General features: G+C 66.2%; 17 protein-coding genes. 10 read left to right on the top strand and 7 right to left on the bottom strand.

All coding sequences use genetic code 11. The annotated features are described in order from the left end of the window. The first annotated feature begins 38 nt into the window (after window positions 1-38). Entirely contained in the window at window positions 39-818 is a 780-nt protein-coding gene (locus C4S71_RS01840) for a TatD family hydrolase (RefSeq protein ID WP_103968002.1), read from the top strand. Here the strand turns inward: C4S71_RS01840 and ygfZ are convergent. Further along, window positions 815-1,855 carry a CAF17-like 4Fe-4S cluster assembly/insertion protein YgfZ gene (gene ygfZ, locus C4S71_RS01835; RefSeq protein WP_103968001.1) on the bottom strand — a complete coding sequence of 347 codons (1,041 nt, stop codon included), beginning with the start codon at window positions 1,853-1,855 and terminating at the stop codon, window positions 815-817. The two genes, C4S71_RS01840 and ygfZ, sit on opposite strands and share 4 nt — an antisense overlap. A gap of 137 nt (window positions 1,856-1,992) precedes the next feature. Here ygfZ and C4S71_RS01830 point away from each other — a divergent pair, with 137 nt between their 5' ends. The 4 genes from C4S71_RS01830 (at window position 1,993) to nei (ending at window position 5,768) form a co-directional block, all read left to right on the top strand. Beyond that, entirely contained in the window at window positions 1,993-2,190 is a 198-nt protein-coding gene (locus C4S71_RS01830) for a hypothetical protein (protein WP_103968000.1), read from the top strand. A 30-nt stretch (window positions 2,191-2,220) separates the two neighbouring features. Next, a complete protein-coding gene (locus tag C4S71_RS01825) occupies window positions 2,221-2,640 on the top strand; it encodes an OsmC family protein (RefSeq protein WP_010628638.1) in 420 nt (139 codons plus the stop codon). A 187-nt stretch (window positions 2,641-2,827) separates the two neighbouring features. Then, entirely contained in the window at window positions 2,828-4,849 is a 2,022-nt protein-coding gene (gene uvrB / locus C4S71_RS01820) for an excinuclease ABC subunit UvrB (protein WP_086511359.1), read from the top strand. 97 nt (window positions 4,850-4,946) lie between these two features. Beyond that, window positions 4,947-5,768 (top strand): endonuclease VIII, encoded by an 822-nt coding sequence (gene nei, locus C4S71_RS01815; RefSeq protein ID WP_103967999.1) that lies wholly within the window; start codon window positions 4,947-4,949, stop codon window positions 5,766-5,768. Window positions 5,769-5,907: 139 nt separating this feature from the next. Here the strand turns inward: nei and C4S71_RS01810 are convergent, their stop codons facing one another. Further along, window positions 5,908-7,695, bottom strand: coding sequence for a thiamine pyrophosphate-requiring protein (locus tag C4S71_RS01810; protein WP_103967998.1), 1,788 nt, complete (start codon window positions 7,693-7,695; stop codon window positions 5,908-5,910). A gap of 264 nt (window positions 7,696-7,959) precedes the next feature. Between C4S71_RS01810 and C4S71_RS01805 the strand changes: the two genes are divergently transcribed. From C4S71_RS01805 to C4S71_RS01795, 3 genes are all read left to right on the top strand, one after another. Continuing rightward, complete coding sequence (locus C4S71_RS01805; RefSeq protein WP_086511356.1) at window positions 7,960-9,465, top strand: fumarate hydratase; 1,506 nt, start codon at window positions 7,960-7,962, stop codon at window positions 9,463-9,465. Between the two features lie 105 nt (window positions 9,466-9,570). Next, complete coding sequence (gene cls, locus C4S71_RS01800) at window positions 9,571-10,989, top strand: cardiolipin synthase (RefSeq protein ID WP_103967997.1); 1,419 nt, start codon at window positions 9,571-9,573, stop codon at window positions 10,987-10,989. Between the two features lie 146 nt (window positions 10,990-11,135). Further along, window positions 11,136-12,053: a LysR substrate-binding domain-containing protein gene (locus C4S71_RS01795; protein WP_103967996.1), complete on the top strand. Its 918-nt coding sequence runs from the start codon at window positions 11,136-11,138 to the stop codon at window positions 12,051-12,053. Here C4S71_RS01795 and C4S71_RS01790 read toward each other — a convergent pair. After that, window positions 12,050-13,126, bottom strand: coding sequence for a bifunctional nicotinamide-nucleotide adenylyltransferase/Nudix hydroxylase (locus C4S71_RS01790; protein WP_086511353.1), 1,077 nt, complete (start codon window positions 13,124-13,126; stop codon window positions 12,050-12,052). The genes C4S71_RS01795 and C4S71_RS01790 overlap by 4 nt on opposite strands. A gap of 106 nt (window positions 13,127-13,232) precedes the next feature. Between C4S71_RS01790 and C4S71_RS01785 the strand changes: the two genes are divergently transcribed. Then, entirely contained in the window at window positions 13,233-14,165 is a 933-nt protein-coding gene (locus tag C4S71_RS01785; RefSeq protein WP_086511352.1) for a YihY/virulence factor BrkB family protein, read from the top strand. Window positions 14,166-14,229: 64 nt separating this feature from the next. On the opposite strand, the gene C4S71_RS01780 is transcribed toward C4S71_RS01785, so the two are convergent. Further along, window positions 14,230-15,267, bottom strand: coding sequence for a Glu/Leu/Phe/Val family dehydrogenase (locus tag C4S71_RS01780; protein WP_086511351.1), 1,038 nt, complete (start codon window positions 15,265-15,267; stop codon window positions 14,230-14,232). A gap of 156 nt (window positions 15,268-15,423) precedes the next feature. On the opposite strand from C4S71_RS01780, the gene yccX reads away from it, so the two are divergent. Beyond that, entirely contained in the window at window positions 15,424-15,696 is a 273-nt protein-coding gene (gene yccX / locus C4S71_RS01775) for an acylphosphatase (protein ID WP_010628628.1), read from the top strand. Window positions 15,697-15,700: 4 nt separating this feature from the next. Here the strand turns inward: yccX and C4S71_RS01770 are convergent, their stop codons facing one another. Genes C4S71_RS01770 through C4S71_RS01760 form a run of 3 tightly spaced genes read right to left on the bottom strand, consistent with a single transcriptional unit; the run spans window position 15,701 to window position 18,564 of the window. Further along, window positions 15,701-16,645 carry a nucleoside hydrolase gene (locus C4S71_RS01770; protein ID WP_086511350.1) on the bottom strand — a complete coding sequence of 315 codons (945 nt, stop codon included), beginning with the start codon at window positions 16,643-16,645 and terminating at the stop codon, window positions 15,701-15,703. Window positions 16,646-16,663: 18 nt separating this feature from the next. Further along, the gene (locus C4S71_RS01765) at window positions 16,664-17,614 is read right to left on the bottom strand and encodes a ribokinase (protein WP_235014126.1); all 951 of its coding nucleotides are present in this window, start codon (window positions 17,612-17,614) and stop codon (window positions 16,664-16,666) included. 2 nt (window positions 17,615-17,616) lie between these two features. Further along, window positions 17,617-18,564, bottom strand: coding sequence for a D-2-hydroxyacid dehydrogenase (locus C4S71_RS01760; protein WP_103967995.1), 948 nt, complete (start codon window positions 18,562-18,564; stop codon window positions 17,617-17,619). Window positions 18,565-18,569 lie beyond the last annotated feature (5 nt).

Here is an 18,569-nt window from a genome sequence, read left to right as displayed (position 1 = left end):
CCGGCGTGGCCTCTGCCGCGCAAGGGAGTACGACACGGATGTTGATAGATGCCCACTGCCACCTCGACTTCGAGGCCTTCGACGACGACCGCGAGGCGATGTTCGAACGTGCCAGGGCGGCCGGTGTCGGCCATTTCCTGGTGCCGGGCACGACCCGTGAGAGGTGGCCCGCCGTGCTGGCGCTGGGCGAGCGTGACGACGTGCACGTCAGCCTGGGCTTGCACCCTTATTTCATGCACGAACACGGCGCAGACGACGTCGAGGCGCTGGCTCGCTTGCTGGATGAGCACCCCGAGGTGCGGGCGCTGGGCGAGTGCGGCATCGATGCGCGCTTCGAGGAGACCCTCGACGACCAGTGGCAGCTGTTCGATGCCCAGCTGCGTCTGGCCAAGGCGCGCCGGCTGCCGGTGGTGATCCACTGCGTGCATGCCAACGACAAGGTCTCCAAGCGCCTGCGCCAGCTCGATCTGCCGGCGGGTGGTTTGATTCACGCCTTCGCCGGCTCGCCGGACCAGGCCTGGAAGTTCCTCGATCTCGGCTTCGTGGTGGGGCTGGGCGGTGCAGTCACCTACGAGCGCGCCCAGCGCCTGTGGCGGGCGGTGAAGAGCCTGCCCGAGGACGGCTTCGTGCTGGAGACCGACAGCCCCGACATGCCGCTGTGCGGCTACCAGGGGCAGCGCAACGAGCCTGCCCGAATCGTTCAGGTGTGCGAGATGGTGGCCAAGCTCCGCGGCGAGACGTCCGAGTTGGTCGCCGCACAGAGCACGGCGACCGCCGGGCGAGTCTTCGGCTTGGACCTGGGCGAGGGTGTGGCTTAGGCGCCGGCCTGGGCCAGACTCTCCGGATCGAGCCTTTCAATCGGGTAGGGCAGAGGCAGCAGGGTCACGCTCCTGCCCTCTATGCTGAGCGGGCCCATCTCCTCTCGGGTGGTGAGCACGGCGAGCAGCTCGACGCCACCCTCGTTGTCTCGCTCCGCAGCGATCACCTCGCCAGCGTTCTTGCCATTCTCGTCGACGATGGTGCTGCCCAGTTCCGGCAACGGCTCACCCTCGAGCCGACAGTGGGCCAGACGCTTCTTCACCTGGCCGCGGAAGTGCGCACGAGCCACCACTTCCTGACCGGTATAGCAGCCCTTCTTGAAGCTGATGCCACCCAGCGCCTCCCAGTTGATCATCTGCGGTAGCAGGGCGTCCTGGTGGGCGGCGGTGAGCCAGGCGAGCCCGGCCCGTATGTCCTGCAGGCACCACTCGGCGTTGCCGACCAGGGGCGCTTCTTCGGCCAAGGCGCTGGCCGTTGCGGCGGCCTGCTCCCGGGGCAGGCAGATCAGCACGCGTGGCTGCGGTCCGGGATGAGCCAGCAGCTGGCGCTCCGCGTCGCCGGCCTGGTGCCAGAGGCTGGGGGCTGCAATGTCGAGATGCCTGGCCGCGACGGCCGCTGCGTCGGCGCCGATCAAGCCCAGCAGGGCCAGGTCGTCGCGAACGCTGAGCTCGCTCTTGTAGAACGGGGCGAATTTCTTCAGGTGATCGCGCAGCGGCTCCACCAGGTCACGGTGCAGGATCAGACGGTAGCGCTCGGGGCTGACGCGCAGCAGCTGGGCGTTGGCCAGCATGCGCCCCTTGGCGTTGCAGAAGCAGGTCAAGGGCGCGAAGCCGCCCTTGGCCAGCTCGACCTGAGCGCTGGTCTGTCCCTGCAGCAACTTGTCGGCACCCGTGCCGACCACGTCGAGTACGGCGAGGTGGACGAGCGGCGTCACCTTGGCCTTCGCCGCGGCCCGATGGTCCGGCTCGCCGACCTCGAACTCGACCCGTGAATCGCTCGTACGGCGCCCCTCCAGGGCAGTTGTCCAATCACTCATTATGCCTGTGGCTCCAGGTCGTCATGTCGGGGATATATCGTCGGTATGCGGGCGGCGAGGGCAGATTGCAAGCGGTGTCGCACCGCAACGCTCATGTTAGACTGCTTATTACCTTATTCCACGGTAGGGAGTCATGCATGCCGCATCAGTCGCTCGATTTCACCGGTGTGGAAAACGCCGAGCAGGTGAATCGCATCACCACCGCCCTGATGATGGTGGATGGGGTGGAGAGCGCCGAGGTGGGGCGCCACGGTGCCGAGGTGGAAGGTCGCGTCAGTCGCGAGGCGCTGATCCGTGCCGTCGAGGCGCTCAAGCTGCCCATCCAGGTCAAGTAGCCCCCATTCAGCTTCAGAGCGGAGCGTATAATGAAAGAGACCATCGAAATCGTCAGCGAGCGGAATCGTATCTTGCGCCAGCGGGTGCGGATAGCGGGCTTCGAGGATCTTTATGTCGACGTGCCCAAGGCCTTCGGCGGCGAGGAGAGCGCCCCTGACCCCCACGACTACTTCGATCTCTCGCTCGGGGCCTGCAAGGCGATCACGGCGCAGATGTACGCCCAGCGCAAGCAGTGGCCGCTGGAGGGCGTCAGCGTCAGGGTCAATCGCGACGTCAGCGAGGAACGCAAGGGCATTTACCGACTCGAAGTGGTGATGACCTTTCACGGCATCGAGGACGAGGCGCAGCGCCTGCGGCTGGAGGAGATCAGCCACAAGTGCCCCATCCACCGCCTCATGACCAGTGCCACCGTGGAAGTCACCACGCGCAGTACCGTCGACGCGGCATGATGGCCGCCGCGCTCCTATACTCACGGAGCTGCAGTACCGAGACGTGCTACTGATGCACGGTCTTGATGCACGGTCTTGATGCACGGTCTTGATGCACGGTCTTGATGCATGGACCTGATGCACGGACCAAGACGAACCACTGAGACAGCAGGCGCCCCAGGGCGCCTGCTGCATGCCTGGAGTCGCGATGAGCAAGCCGTTTCGCCTCAATTCGAAGTTCAAGCCCGCCGGCGATCAGCCAACCGCCATCGAGAGCCTGGTGAAGGGACTGGAAGCGGGCCTGGCCCATCAGACCCTGCTCGGCGTGACCGGCTCGGGCAAGACCTTCACCATGGCCAACGTGGTGGAGCGGCTGCAGCGCCCCACCATCGTCATGGCGCCCAACAAGACCCTGGCCGCCCAGCTCTATGGCGAGTTCAAGTCGTTCTTCCCCGACAACGCCATCGAGTATTTCGTCTCCTATTACGACTACTACCAGCCGGAGGCGTACGTCCCCTCGTCGGACACCTTCATCGAGAAGGACGCCTCGATCAACGAGCACATCGAGCAGATGCGGCTCTCGGCGACCAAGGCACTGCTCGAGCGGCGCGATGCGCTGATCGTGGTCTCGGTATCGGCGATCTACGGCCTGGGCGATCCTGACCAGTACCTGAAGATGCGCCTGCACTTCACCCGCGGCGAGCTGATCGATCAGCGCAGCTTCCTGCGGCGGCTGGCGGAGCTGCAGTACACCCGCAACGACATGGACTTCAAACGCGCTACCTACCGGGTGCGCGGCGACGTGATCGACATCTATCCGGCCGATTCCGACGAGGAGGCGGTACGGGTGGAGCTGTTCGGCGACGAGATCGATTCGATTCGCCTGTTCGATCCGCTCACCGGCGAAACCCGCGGCGAGGTGCCGCGCATGACGATCTATCCCAAGAGCCACTACGTGACGCCGCGGGAGACGATCATCTCGGCCGCCGAGGCGATCAAGGTCGAGCTGGTCGAGCGCCTCGAATGGCTGCGCAAGAACGACCGTCTGGTGGAGGCGCAGCGGCTCGAGCAGCGTACCCTCTACGACCTGGAGATGATGAACGAGCTGGGCTACTGCAACGGCATCGAGAACTACTCGCGCTACCTCTCCGGCCGCAATCCCGGCGAGCCGCCGCCCACCTTCTTCGACTACCTGCCCGACGACGCGCTGCTGTTCATCGACGAATCCCACGTCAGCGTTCCTCAGGTGGGCGGCATGTACAAGGGCGACCGCTCGCGCAAGGAGACGCTGGTGGAGTACGGCTTCCGCCTGCCCTCGGCGCTGGACAACCGTCCGATGACCTTCGAGGAGTGGGAGAGCATCTGCCCGCAGACGATCTTCGTCTCGGCCACGCCGGGCCCCTACGAGGCCGAACATGCCGGCCAGGTGGTGGAGCAGGTGGTGCGCCCCACCGGGCTGGTCGACCCGGAGATCGAGGTACGCCCGGCCTCGACCCAGGTCGACGATCTGCTCTCCGAGATCCGCCTGCGTACCGAAGTGGGCGAGCGGGTGCTGGTCACCACCCTGACCAAGCGCATGGCGGAGGATCTCACCGAGTATCTCGACGAGCACGACGTGAGGGTGCGCTACCTGCACTCCGACATCGACACCGTGGAGCGGGTCGAGATCATCCGCGACCTGCGCCTGGGCAACTTCGACGTGCTGGTGGGCATCAACCTGCTGCGCGAGGGGCTCGACATTCCCGAGGTCTCGCTGGTGGCGATCCTCGATGCGGACAAGGAGGGCTTCCTGCGCAACGAGCGCTCGCTGATCCAGACCATCGGCCGGGCAGCGCGCAACGCCCACGGCAAGGCGATCCTCTATGCCGACCGAACGACCGACTCCATGCGCCGCGCCATCGACGAGACCGAGCGGCGCCGGGCCAAGCAGATCGCCCACAACGAGAAGCACGGCATCACGCCCACCACCGTGACCCGCTCGGTAGCCGACATCATGGAGGCGGCGCAGGCGCCGGGACGCAAGGGCAAGGGGCGGCGCAGCGAGCGCAAGGTGGCCGAGGGTGCGGCGATCTACGACCTCAACGAGCTCTCGCCGACCGATCTGGCCAAGGAGGTCTCCCGGGTCGAGGACGCCATGTTCGAGGCGGCCCAGAACCTGGAGTTCGAGGAGGCGGCCAGGCTGCGTGACCGGCTGCATGAACTCAAGGAGCGGCAGCTGGCGCTTGGGTAGTCCGCCCGCTCGAGGCTTTCCGTCGACAGGGCTATGAGGGGGCGCTGTCCCCGGCGCCTCTCGCTGCGTTCCCGCATTATTCTGAATCGGAGCAACGATGCCCGAAGGCCCTGAGATTCGCCGTGCCGCCGACCGTCTGCACGAGCAGCTAGCCGGCAGGCGGCTGGAGTCCGTGTGGTTCGCCTTCCCCGAACTGGCCGCCGAGGCCGACTCGCTGGTGGGGCGAGAGGTCACGGCGGTGGACAGCTGGGGCAAGGCATTGCTGACCCGCTTCGACGACGGTCGCGTGCTCTACAGCCACAACCAGCTCTATGGCGTATGGAAGCTCCACGACGCTGAACGCGAGCCCGATACCGAGCGCTCGCTGCGCGTACGGCTGACGGCGGAAGGGCGCTCGGCCAGCCTCTACAGCGCCTCGGACGTCTCGCTGTGGCCGGCCGAGCGGCTCGCCGAGCATCCGTTTCTCTCCCGTCTCGGCCCCGACCTGCTGACCCACGGGGTCACGCCGGAGCAGGCCGTGGCGCGTTTGAGCGAGCCGCGCTTCGTGCGCCGTCGGCTAGGCGGGTTGCTGCTCGATCAGGCACCTTTCGCCGGCATCGGCAACTACCTGCGCTCCGAGATTCTTTTCTTCGCCGGGCTGCCACCCACGGCCCGGGTCGCCGACCTGAGCGCCGTGCGACTGCAAGAGCTGGCGCGTACCATCCTTGCCGTGACCCGACAGGCCTACGAACAGGCCGGCGTGACCAACCGCGCCGAGTGGGCGGTCGCCGCCAGGCGGCACGGCGAGAGCCGTCGGCTCAGTCGCTTTGCCGTGTTCGAGCGCGACGGCAGGCCGTGTCACGCCTGCGGCACGCCGATCGAGCGACGGATGGTCGCCTCGCGTCGGCTCTATCTCTGCCCGAGCTGCCAGCCCGATTGAACGATTTATAGCGCTAGTGTTTATACCGTTATCATCGTGTCCGACGTCGGCGCAAGCGGCGAGTGCCGTGGCCCGGCCATGCCGCCTTGTCAGACGGCCATGAGCGGGGGCCGGATCGGGTGTGTCCGCTGGCTGGGTGTCACTTCTTGCGTCTGAACAGCGAGCGGCCCATCTGCTTGGCCGAGAGCTTGGCACTGTGCAGCCCGCTGGAATCGCCCTTGAGCATCGAGGCCAGGTAGTTCTTGGCCTGCTCGAACTCGATGTGCGGGGGCAGGGGAGCGATGTCGCCGTCGGTATAGGCGTTGATCACCACCGGGCGGTCGGCGGCGAGGGCCTCGTCCCATACCCGGTCGACGTCGTCGGGCTCGCGCATGACCAGGCCCTTGAAGCCGAGCAGCTCGGCGTACTGGTCGTAGCGGAACTCGGGCAGCTCCTGAGAGGTATCGAACTTGGGGTCGCCCTCCATCACCCGTTGCTCCCAGGTCACCTGGCTAAGGTCGTGGTTGTTGAGCACCAGCACGATGCAGCGCGGGTCTTCCCACTCCTGCCAGTACTTGGCCAGGGTGATCAGGGCATTGTTGCCCAGCATCTGCATGGCGCCGTCGCCGACCAGCGCGATGGCAGGGCGGCTAGGGTGGCAGAACTTGGCGGCGACCAGGTAGGGCACGCCGTTGCCCATCGAGGCCAGTCCGCCGGAAACGGAGCCCAGCATGCCGCGACGGATCTTCAGGTTGCGCGCATACCAGTTGGTGGCGCTGCCCACGTCGCAGGTGAGCATGACGTCGTCCGGCAGGCGTGGCGAAAGGCGCTGGAACACGAGCTGCGGGTTGATCGGCGTGGCCTCGGTGGCGGCACGCGCCTCGGTCTTCTCCCACCAGTCGTCGATCCAGCCCTGCACCTGCTTGCGCCACTTGCTGTTGCGCTTGCGCTTGAGGCGTTCGGCCAGCGCTGCCAAGGTGGCGCCGGCGTCGCCATGCAGGTTGACCTCGGTGGGGTAGCGCACGCCCAGGGCTTCCGGTACCACGTCGATCTGAATGGCCCGGGCCTGACCCGGTTCGGGCAGGAATTCCACATAGGGGAAGCGCGTGCCCACCATCAGCAGGGTGTCGCACTCCCTCATCATGCGGTCGCTGGCTTCGGTACCGAGCAGGCCGATGGAACCGGTCACGCCGGGCAGGTCGTCGGGCACCATGGTCTTGGCCAGTATCGCCTTGGCGATGCCGGCACCGGTCAGGTCGGCCACGCGGATCAGCTCGTCCACCGCATGCTTGACCCCGGCGCCGGCCAGGATGGCGACCTTCTTGCCGGACTTCAGAATCTCCGCGGCGGCGTCCAGGTCGGCGGGCTCGGGCAACTGCTGGGGAAACTGGTAGCCGACGCCGGAGAATACCGCGCCATGTTCCCTGGGCGGATCTTCCATGGGCAGGTCCTGCACGTCGTTGGGCAGGATCACGCAGGTCACGGTGCGTCGGGCGATGGCGATACGCATGGCCTGGTCGATGACGTGACGGGCCTGAGCCGGCTCGGTGACCATCTGCACGTACTCGCTGGCGACGTCCTTGAACAGCGCCATCAGGTCGAGTTCCTGCTGATAGTCGGTGCCCAGGCTCTTGCGCGCCTGCTGACCGACGATGGCCACGGTGGGCATGTGGTCCTTGCGCGCATCGTAGAGGCCGTTGAGCAGGTGCACCGCGCCAGGGCCGGAGGTGGCCACGCAGACGCCGACCTCATCGCTGAACTTGGCATGCGCACAGGCCATGAAGGCCGCCACTTCCTCGTGGCGGGGCTGGATGAGGCGGGGATTGCCGTCGGCGCGGCGCAGGGCGGACATCACGCCGTTGATGCCGTCGCCTGAGTAGCCGTACAGCCGCTCCACACCCCATTCGCGCAGGCGGGAGACGAGGAAATCGGACACGGTGGGTTGCATGATCGGCTCCTTGATCGTGACGCTACGTTCCATGAGTCCATGACTGACTAACAGCTAGCGTAGAGGTGGTGGTTCAGGGCGACAAATCGATCTGGCATTTATACCGTTATCTTCTCGAGCCATTACCAACAGGGTTCGACCTTGGCGGCATGAACCTGTCTAGCAGGCCGCGATACGGTATAATTCGCCCCCGTTCGAACCCGCCGCTTCGCGCTTGCGAATCCAGAAGCGGGCATGCCGACACTGCCGAGGAGTTCCTTGCACATGACCGTGATCCGCCAGGACGATTTGATCCAGAGCGTCGCCGACGCCCTGCAGTACATCTCCTACTACCATCCCAAGGATTTCATCGACGCCATGGCGGCGGCGTACGAGCGGGAGGAGAACCCGGCGGCCAAGGACGCCATCGCCCAGATTCTGATCAATTCGCGCATGTGCGCCATGGGCCACCGTCCGATCTGTCAGGACACCGGCATCGTCACCGTGTTCGTGCATGTGGGCATGAACGTGCGCTGGGACGCCGAGATGAGCCTCGACGACATGATCAACGAGGGCGTGCGTCGTGCCTACCAGCTGCCCGACAACGTGCTGCGCGCCTCGGTGCTGGCCGATCCGGACGGCGCCCGCAAGAACACCGGCGACAACACGCCGGCGATCATCCATCACAAGATCGTGCCCGGCGACAAGGTCGAGGTCCACGTGGCGGCCAAGGGCGGCGGCAGCGAGGCGAAGTCCAAGTTCGCCATGCTCAACCCGTCGGACAGCGTGGTCGACTGGGTGCTCGAGCAGCTGCCCAAGATGGGCGCCGGCTGGTGTCCGCCCGGCATGCTCGGCATCGGCATCGGCGGTACCGCCGAGAAGGCCATGGAGATCGCCAAGGAGGCGCTGCTCGATCCCATCGACATCCAGGAGCTGCAGGCGCGCGGCGCGTCCAACCGTGCCGAGGAGCTGCGCCTGGAGCTGTTCGACAAGGTCAACAAGAGCGGTATCGGCGCCCAGGGCCTGGGCGGCCTGACCACGGTGCTCGACATCAAGGTCAAGGACTACCCGACCCACGCCGCCAACAAGCCGGTGGCGATCATCCCCAACTGCGCCGCCACCCGTCATGCGCACTTCACCCTGGACGGTTCCGGCCCGGCGGCACTGCCGGTGCCCAAGCTGGAAGACTGGCCGGAGATCACCCGCGAGGCGGGTGACAACGTCAAGCGCGTGAACCTGGACACGGTCACCCCGGAAGAGGTGCAGACCTGGCAGCCGGGCGATACCCTGCTGCTCAACGGCAAGCTGCTCACCGGCCGCGATGCCGCCCACAAGCGCATGGTCGACATGATCGCCAAGGGCGAGGCGCTGCCGGTCGACCTCAAGGGCCGCTTCATCTACTACGTCGGTCCGGTGGATCCGGTGCGCGACGAGGTGGTCGGCCCGGCCGGTCCGACCACTGCCACGCGGATGGACAAGTTCACCCGCACCATGCTGGAAGAGACCGGCCTGTTGGGCATGGTGGGCAAGGCCGAGCGCGGCCCGGCCGCCATCGAGGCGATCCGCGACAACAAGGCGGTCTATCTGATGGCCGTGGGCGGCTCCGCCTACCTGGTGGCCCAGGCGATCAAGAAGTCCCGCGTGGTGGGCTTCGCCGACCTGGGCATGGAAGCGATCTACGAGTTCGAGGTCGAGGACATGCCGGTCACCGTGGCGGTGGACAGCCAGGGCACCTCGGTGCATCAGACCGGCCCCGCCAAGTGGAAGGAGATCATCGCCGAGCGCGCGTGATATCGGTACGAAATATCTCGTTATGTAGGCAAACGGCCCCGCCAACTGGCGGGGCCGATGTCGTCTGAGGTATGCTTCAGATTGTTGTTTTTTCAGGGAGAGATCATGGCATCCTGGCTTTTCGGCCTGGCGATATTCATGGTACATCTGCTGGGCTTCGTGTCGGCGGTCCTGGCACTCCTTTCCAGTCGCACCTCGCAGGGGGCCGTGGCCTGGATCATCTCTCTCGTCACCTTTCCCTACCTGGCGGTACCTGCCTACTGGATCTTCGGACGCCCGCGCTTCTACGGCTACGTTTCCGCCCGCGGCGAGCGCGATACCGTGCTGCGGCGAATTCTCGCCCGCTATCGGGAGCGGCTGGAGCCGTTCCTGGCCTATACCCGCAACCCCGATATCCGAGCCGTGGAGCAGCTGGCCATGATGCCGTTGACCAGCGGCAATCAGGCCGAGCTGCTGATCGACGGCAAGGCGACGTTCGACAGCCTGTTCGCCGGAATCGACTCCGCTCGCGACTACGTGCTGATCCAGTTCTTCATCGTGCGCAACGACGCGTTGGGGCATCGACTCAAGGAGCACATGCTGCGCGCCGCGCAGCGCGGGGTCAGGGTCTATTTCCTGTTCGACGAAGTCGGCAGTCGCAAGCTTTCCGAAGGCTATCTGCATGAGCTGAAGGAGGGGGGCGTTGAGGTCAGCGCGTTCCGTTCCTCACGGGGCTTCAAGCATCGCTTCCAGCTCAATTTCCGCAACCACCGCAAGATCCTCGTCGTCGATGGCAACGAGGGTTGGCTGGGCGGTTTCAACGTCGGGGTGGAGTATCTGGGCCAGCATCCGCGGCACGGCCCCTGGCGCGATACCCATCTCAAGCTCACCGGCCCCAGCGTGCTGGGGCTGCAGGAGGCGTTCTGGGAGGATTGGCACTGGGCCACGGGGGCGGTGCTCAATCTGAGCTGGGAGCCGCACGTCACCTGCGAGGAGTGCCACAACGTGGTGATCGTGCCCTCGGGGCCTGCCGACCGCCAGGAGACGGCCAGCCTGCTGGTGCAGCATGCCATCCACAGTGCGCACGAGAGGCTGTGGGTCACGAGCCCCTATTTCGTACCCGATCAGGGCGTGCAGGATGCGCTGCGGCTCGCCGCCATGCGTGGCGTCGACGTGCGCATCATGATGCCCGAGCATCCCGATCATCTGCTCATTTACCTCTCGGCATTCTCGTTCTTGCCCGACATGGTGCGGGCCGGGGTCAAGGTCTACCGCTACCAGCCGGGTTTCCTGCACCAGAAGGTGATTCTCATCGATGACAGTGCGGCATCGGTGGGCACGGTCAATCTCGACAACCGCTCGTTTCGTCTGAACTTCGAGATCACCGCCTTCATTCCCGACCGGCGTTTTGCCGCCCAGGTGCGTCTGATGCTGGAGCGCGACTTCGCCGACTGCCGTCGTATCGGCTACGACGAGCTGCAGAACCGCCCCCTGTGGAGCAAGCTCATCTCCCGGGCGGCCTATCTCACGGCGCCCATTCAGTAGCGCTCCGTCGTCGCCCGAGTGTTGCCGAAGTCGCTTGGGTTCAGTGGGCAGCTGGGGTAAATTAGGCAACGCCTAACATTCTCTCTTTTCGGAGTCTTGTGCAGGGCACCCAACTTGATTCGCGATGGCTGTGAGCGGGAGTCCCGGTGAACCTCGAGACAAAATGGCTGGAAGATTTCGTGGCCTTGGCCAATACCCGCAGCTTCTCCGCCTCCGCCCGGCAGCGCCATGTCACTCAGCCCGCCTTCAGTCGCCGGATTCGCGCCCTGGAACAGGCCGTGGGCGTGACCCTCGTCGACCGCTCCACCACGCCCATCAACCTGACCCCGGAAGGCCAGCTGTTCCTGGTCACGGCGCGTAATCTGGTGGAACAGCTCAACGAGTGCCTGGGGCATCTGCGCGGCGTTTCCATGGCGCGCGAGGCGCTGGACATTGTCGCCGCCCACTCCCTGGCACTGAGCTTCTACCCCGAGTGGATCTCGCGGCTCCAGGAAGGTCTGGGCGAGCTGCCTACGCGGCTCGTGGCCATGAACGTGGGCGAGGCGATCCACGTGCTGCGCGAGGGCAACTGCGATCTGATGCTGGCCTACCATGACCCATACGCGACGATGCAGCTCGATGCGGAAGTGTTCCCTTCGTTCTCCATCGGTCAGGTCAAGATGCTGCCCATCAGTGTTCCCGATGCCAAGGGGCGGCCGCGCTTCAGCCTCGACAGCAAGGAGACGATCCCCTATCTGGCCTACACCCAGGGGGCCTTTCTGGGGCGCAGCGTGCGCATGCTGCTCAAGAACGATCCGCTGCGCCTGCGCCTGCGCACCGTCTACGAAACCGCCATGGCGGAAGGGCTCAAGGGCATGGTGCTGCAGGGCGTGGGGCTGGCCTGGATCCCCGACTTCTGCGTGCGCGAAGAGCTCAAGAGCGGCAAGCTGGTGCGCGCCGGTGGTGAGCAGTGGGACGTACCGCTGGAGATCCGTCTCTATCGCTGCTCGCTGGTGCACAAGCCGGGGGTCGAGAAGTTGTGGCGGCAGATGATGAAGTTGCCTCGCGACTTTCTCCAGGCTTAGATCCCGCCGAAATCGGCCGGCAGGCCGAGAAAATTCTGAATGATGAAGAAGTGGTCCTCGAACAGGCTGTCCGGCTCGAGTTCGGCCAGCGGTACCCAGCGTGCGTGGTCGCCGCCCTTGACCGGTTTGAGCTGGGGCAGCTGCTGATCGGGGCGCAGGGCGAAGTAGAAGGCCTCGGCCAGGGTGCGCCCGCGCCAGCTGCGGTGGGGCTCGTCGAACAGCCGCTGCCCGCGCAGTGAGCCCTTGAGCACCGGCTCCGGCACCTTGAGCCTGACCCGCTCGCGCAGCTCGCGCAGGCAGGCGTCGAGCAGGCGCTCATGGGGGTTGATGAAGCCGCCGGGCAGCGCCAGCAGGCCTTTCCCTGGGGCGGCGGTACGCCGCACCAGCAGCACGTGGCCCGACTGCACCACCACGGCGTTCACCGTGACGAAGATAGGGGGGTAAGGGGCGTTGGCCCAGGCCTGGCGGTACTGCTCCAGCAGTTTCTGCTCCTCCATCAACTGCAGGTGTGCCTCGCTGTCGGCGAAATCCCGCAGCGCCTCGCAGACGCCGGGCGGCAGGTCGTGCGTCGCTCCGGTGCTGAGGTAGTCCTCGGTGGAGGAGGGGGAGCGGAACAGCCGCTCGCGGATCTGGCTGGCGGAAATGCCGTCGACCAGCGGCACGCTGACCGATTCCCACTGGGGAAACAGCGAAAGATAGTAGCTCGACTGGCCGCGACTGGCGCCGATCAGACCGATGCGCGGCAGGCGGGCGTGATGGTGGCCTGCGATGTCGCGTACCTTGCGCTGTACGTCACGTACCCAGACGTCGTCGTTGTAGAGCGCATCCAGCAGCGGCACGATCTCGAGGCGCGCATTCTCCTCTTCGTCGAAGCAGCTGCGCAGCAGCGCCTGGCGTTCGTCGAAACGCCAGGGGTTGCGCAGCGAGCGCGCCTGCCAGGCCGATCCCACCAGCACGATGACCTGTCGCGCATGACGCAGGGCCTCGTTGATCACCGCCAGATGTCCCAGGTGCGGCGGCTGAAAACGTCCGATGAATACCAGGCAGTCGAATTCGTGATCGGTATCGCTCATCGCGCTTCCTTGGCTGGTGGCTGGGCGCACCATTATGGGCGCGGGGAGGCCGGGGCTGCAACGCGGGTCGCGTGCCGACAGGTGGCTTTCAGTAGCGTATGCTGAAATGGTGGCCAAAGGCGAAGGAGGCGTCGTGCACAGGTTCTCGATCCGGTTCTGGTGGAATACCCTTCAGCAAGCGATCTCTCTATGGCTGGAGCGCAATGCGTTCAGCTATGCCGGCTCGCTGGCTTTCTACACGCTCTTCTCGCTTGCGCCGACGGTAATCATTGCCGTCGCCGTGATCGGCATCGTCTTCGGTGAGGATGCCGCCCAAGGGCAGATCGTCGCTCAATTGCAGGGCACCCTGGGTGAGGAGGCGGCGCGGGCGGTGGAGCAGGCGGTGGCGGCGTCACGCATCGAGCAGGCGGGTATCCTGCCGACGTTGCTGGGTGTCGGTGGCCTACTGGTGGGGGCGACTACGGTGTTCGCACAGATGCAGTTCTCGCTCAACACCATCTGGGGCGTGACGGCCAAGCCCAGCCGCAACAGCGTGCTGATATTTCTCAAGCAGCGCCTGCTGTCGCTCGCCGTGGTACTGGCGATCGGCTTCATCCTGCTGGTGTCGCTGCTGGTGGGGATCATGATTCGTGCCATGCTGCAGGCGGTGGGCGATGCCATGCCGCTGCTCGGCGCTCTGACGGCCGGCGCCGAGTTCCTGGTTGCCATGGCCGTGATCACGGCGCTGTTCGCCACCATCTTCAAGGTTCTGCCCGACGTGGTGCTGAGCTGGCGGGACGTGCTGCTGGGGGCCGTGGTCACCGCGCTGCTGTTCGCCATCGGGCGTAGTGCGATCGCCTCCTATCTGGCCTATACCGCTACCGCCTCGACCTACGGGGCCGCCGGTTCGGTGGTCATGATCCTGCTGTGGGTTTACTACTCATCCCTCATTCTGCTGTTCGGGGCAGCGTTTACCCGCAGCTATCTGCTGGCCAGGGGGCGCGAGGTGGTGCCGCGTAACAGCGCCGTTCTCGTCAGGCGTGAGCTGGTAATGGATTGACGAACGGGCAGCGAGCGGCGGCAGGCCGGGCGGATGTGCCGCCCGGCCTTGGCCTTACATAGCCTCAGCCGGCGAGGCGCTCGCGTGCCAGTTGATCCGCCACGGCGGCGGGGCTCTTGTCCTCGCTCTGCGCTCGGCTGAGGATCTCGTCCACCGTCTCGGCGATGCGCTCCACGTGCCGCATGACCGAGTCGCGGTTGTAGCGCTGGTGACGCTGGGCCTCGACTTCGATGACGCCGCCGGCGTTGGCCACGTAATCGGGCGTGTAGAGAATGCCGCGGGCCTGCAATCGTCCGGCAACTGCCGCCGTCGCCAGCTGGTTGTTGGCGGCGCCGCAAATCACCTTGGCCTTGAGGCGCTCGGCTACCTCGTCGGTCAGTACTGCCCCGAGGGCGCAGGGGGCGAAGACGTCCACGTCGGCATCGAAAATGGCATCGGGCGCGACGCTCTCGGCACTCAGTTCGCTGACCAGCATGCCGAGGCTGTCGCGGTCGACATCGGTCAGCACCAGCTTGGCGCCGGCTTCGTGCAGCTCGCGGGCAAGGTGGGCGCCGACGTGACCGACCCCCTGGATGGCGACGCGCAGCCCTTGCAGGTCGCTACGGCCGAGGCGATGGCGTACGGCACTCTTGAGCGCGCAGAAAACGCCGTGGGCGGTGAAGGGCGAGGGGTCGCCCGAGTTGCCGTCGTGGCCCAGCCCGCTGACATGTGACGTCTCCTGACGAATCAGGCGCATGTCCTCCTCGCCGCTGCCGGAGTCCTCGGCGGTGATGTATCGGCCGCCCAGCGATTCCACGAGCCGGCCCATGGCGTACAGCATGGCGGGGGTCTTGTCGCGACGCGGGTCGGCGATGATCACGGCCTTGCCGCCGCCCAGGGGCAGGTCGGCCAGGGCCGACTTGTAGGTCATGCCACGGGACAGACGCAGCACGTCGGTCAGAGCGTCCGCTTCGCTGGCGTAGGGGTAGATGCGCAGGCCGCCCAGGGCAGGGCCGCGGCGCGTGTCGTGGATGGCGATGATGGCGCGCAGGCCGCTGGCCTCGTCGCTGCCGAAGACGATCTGCTGGTGATGGTCGAACTCGGGGTGGTCGAAGATCTGCATGGCGATATCTCCCTTGTGAGGATGCGTTGTTGTGATGTGGAGCGCAGTGGTTGGCACTGCTTCCGTTGGGCGGTCGTTGCTTGTGGCGTGACCGCATCCTTAGTATCAAGGTTAGAGCATCCGTGCGCACCCATTTCAGTCAATGAGGAGACGAAAATGAGCAAACGCTGTGTGAAGGCGCTGGTGGCCGGCAAGGTGCAGGGAGTGTGGTACCGCCGTGCGGTTCAGGAGCAGGCGTTGCAGCACGGCTTGACCGGCTACGCCAAGAATCTCCCTGATGGGCAGGTCGAGGTGCTGCTGTGCGGTAATGGCGAGGCGGTCAACCAGGTGTCAGCATGGCTGTGGCAGGGGCCGCCCAATGCCCGGGTCACGCACGTCGAGCTGGAAGCGCTGGAGTGCCATGACCCGGACAACTTCGTTTGCCTCTGATTGCTTAACTTAGCGTGGCAGTGATCCACTCCACTAAGGCTTCACCGTCCACTTCGAGGCACACTTCCGCCAGGGGCGTCTGCGACCAGCGCTCCTGGATGAAACCGCGCCCCTCGGGGGCGAACAGGGTCTGACCCTCGGCCAGCCCCTCGGTGACGACCGCCAGATGCCCCGGCGCGGTGGTGAACAGCTCCGGGCGTAGCAGCCAGGCCAGCGCACAGCTGTCGTGGGGGCAGCAGCCGTCGATGCCGAGGAATTCGCGATAGAAGTCGCGGTAGAAGGCGTAGCTGCCGGCCAGCACCTTGCCCAGCTCGCCCTGACCCGCCTCGATGCGTTGCATGTGGGCCGGCGTCAGCACGCAGCGATGGGTTACGTCGAGACCCACCAGGGTCAGCGGCCAGCCAGCGGTGAGCACGCGCTGGGCGGCGTGGGGGTCGTTGAACATGTTGGCCTCGGCCACCGGCGTGACGTTGCCGCCCTCGCGGACCGAGCCCCCCATGATCACCACCCGCTTGACCTTCTCGGTGAGCGCCGGGTCGAGCTGCAGAGCAGCGGCCAGGTTGCCCACCGGCCCGACCGCGACCAGGGTGACTTCACCGGGACGCTCGTTGACGGTGTCGACGATGAACTGCGCGGCGCTGCGCGGATCCTTCTTTCCCTTCACCTCGGGCAGCGCGATGTTGCCCAGGCCGTTGGCGCCGTGGATATGCGCCGGCGCGGGATGACGCGGCTTGACCATGGGGCCGGCGGCGCCCTGGGCGACGGGCACGTCGCCGCGCCCGGCCAGTTCGCACAGCAGCAGGCCATTATGGGTGGCGGTCTCGATGTCGACGTTGCCGTAGGTAGTGGTCAAGCCGAGCAGCTCGATGTCGGGATGACGCAGGGCGATGGCGATGGCCTGGGCGTCGTCGACGCCGGGGTCGGTATCGAAGATGATCGGGTGCGACACGTTGCCTCCTTGTGGGTGTCAGGCGCTCTGTGAGCCGGTGAGATATCGCTCGACCTCGTCGCGCGATGGAATGCTGTCGGCGGCACCGGACTGCTGCACGCCGAGTGCGGCGGCGTGGGCGGCCAGCGCCAGGCAGTCGGGGACGCTGCGCTGTTCCTGCAGGGCCGCCATGAAATAGCCGATGAAGGTGTCGCCGGCGCCGGTGGTGTCCACCGGCTCGACCGGCAGGGCGGGCTGGAAGTGGCGCTCGTCGCCCGCCTGGTACCAGGCTCCTTCGCTGCCCAGGGTCAACACCGTTGCCGTTTGCGGCAGCCGTGTCTGCAGACCCTGAAGCAGCGCCTGGGCATCGCTGGTCTCGGGCAGGCCGGCCAGCCAGGCCGCCTCGCCACGATTGACGAACAGTAGTTTGCAGGCATCGAGGGGCAGCTCCAGCACCGTGTCGGACATCGGTGCGGGATTGAAGGCGACGGCCAGGTCCTGCCTACGCGCGCACTCGAGCAGCTCGGCCAGGGCGTTGCACTCGTTCTGCACCAGCAGCCAATCGCCGGGCTGGGCCGCTTCGCACAAGGCGTCGCGATGCCGACGCGTGAAGCCGTGGTTGGCGCCGGGAAACAGGATGATGGCGTTCTCGCCGCGATCGTCGACCTGGATGATGGCGTGTCCGCTGGGCTCGTCGACCAGCTCCAGGTGGGTGACGTCGACCCCGGCGCGGGCCAGACGGTCGCGGGCCCAGGCGTCCTGGCGGCCCAGGCGGCCCCAGTGGCACACCTGGCCGCCGGCCAGTGCCATGGCCAGCGACTGGTTGGCCCCTTTGCCGCCGAGACCGAGATGGTAGCTGCGGCTGGCCAAGGTCTCGCCGGGGTGGACCAGGTGCGGCACGCGATAGAAGTGGTCGAGATTGATCGAGCCGAAGTTGTGAAGCTTGGAGTTGTGCAGCATAGAGTTGTGCGGCATGGGGTCGTGCAGCATGGTCAGACTCCGCTCTGTTGCGCCTTCCAGCTGCGCAGGTTCTCGCCGGTGAGTGTCACGATGCGCTGGCGAGCCTCCGGTGTGATCCAGGCATTGTGCGGCGTGACGATCAGGTTGAGCGGCTCGGCCAGGGCATCGAGCAGCGGATGGCCGTCACGCGGTGGCTCCGCCGGCAATACGTCGACGCCCAGGCCGCCCAGTCGGCCCTCACGCAGTGCGGCAAGCGCCGCCCGTTCGTCGATGATGCCGCCACGGGCGCAGTTGACCAGCAGGGCGTTGGGCTTCAGCGTGGCGAGCAGGGCGGCGTCGACCAGGTGGCGGGTGGCGTCGGTGAGCGGACAGTGCAGGCTGATGACGTCGGCCTCGGGGGCAAGCTGGGCTATCCCCGGGCGTGAGTCGTTGCTCTCGTTGCCGGGACGGGCGGCAAAGCTGACGCGCATGCCGAAAGCTTCGCCGAGCGCACCTACGCGACTGCCCAGTTCGCCCTGGCCGACGATGACCAGATGCTTGCCTTCGAGCTGCAGGGTGCCGTGGTCCATCAAGCAGAAGAAGGGGCTTTCGTTCCAGCGTCCGGCCGCCACGTCGCGCTGATAGAGCGGCAGCCGGTTGGCCAGCGCCAGGATCAGCATCAGGCTGTGCTGTGCCACGCTGGCCGTGCCGTAGGCCGTGACGTTGCGCACGGCGATGCCGAGCCGCTCGGCGCAGGCCATGTCGATGTTGTTAGTGCCGGTGGCCAGCACGCAGATCAGCTTGAGTTCAGGCAGGGCCTCGAGCGTGGCGGCATCGAGCACCACCTTGTTGACGATGGCCACCTGGGCTCCGGCCAGCCGCTGGCGGCTCTGTTCGGTGGTGCTTGCCTCATGGACCTCCAGCGTCTCCACCTGGTCGCGGATGGCGGAGAGGTCGATGTCGGGACCCAGGCTGGCGGCATCGAGTATCACGGCTTTCATGCTGA

This window comes from Billgrantia desiderata (assembly GCF_900108215.1).
Lineage (GTDB): Bacteria > Pseudomonadota > Gammaproteobacteria > Pseudomonadales > Halomonadaceae > Halomonas > Halomonas desiderata.
Note: the sequence above shows the minus strand (reverse complement) of the source record. Positions and strands in the feature narration are given on the sequence as shown.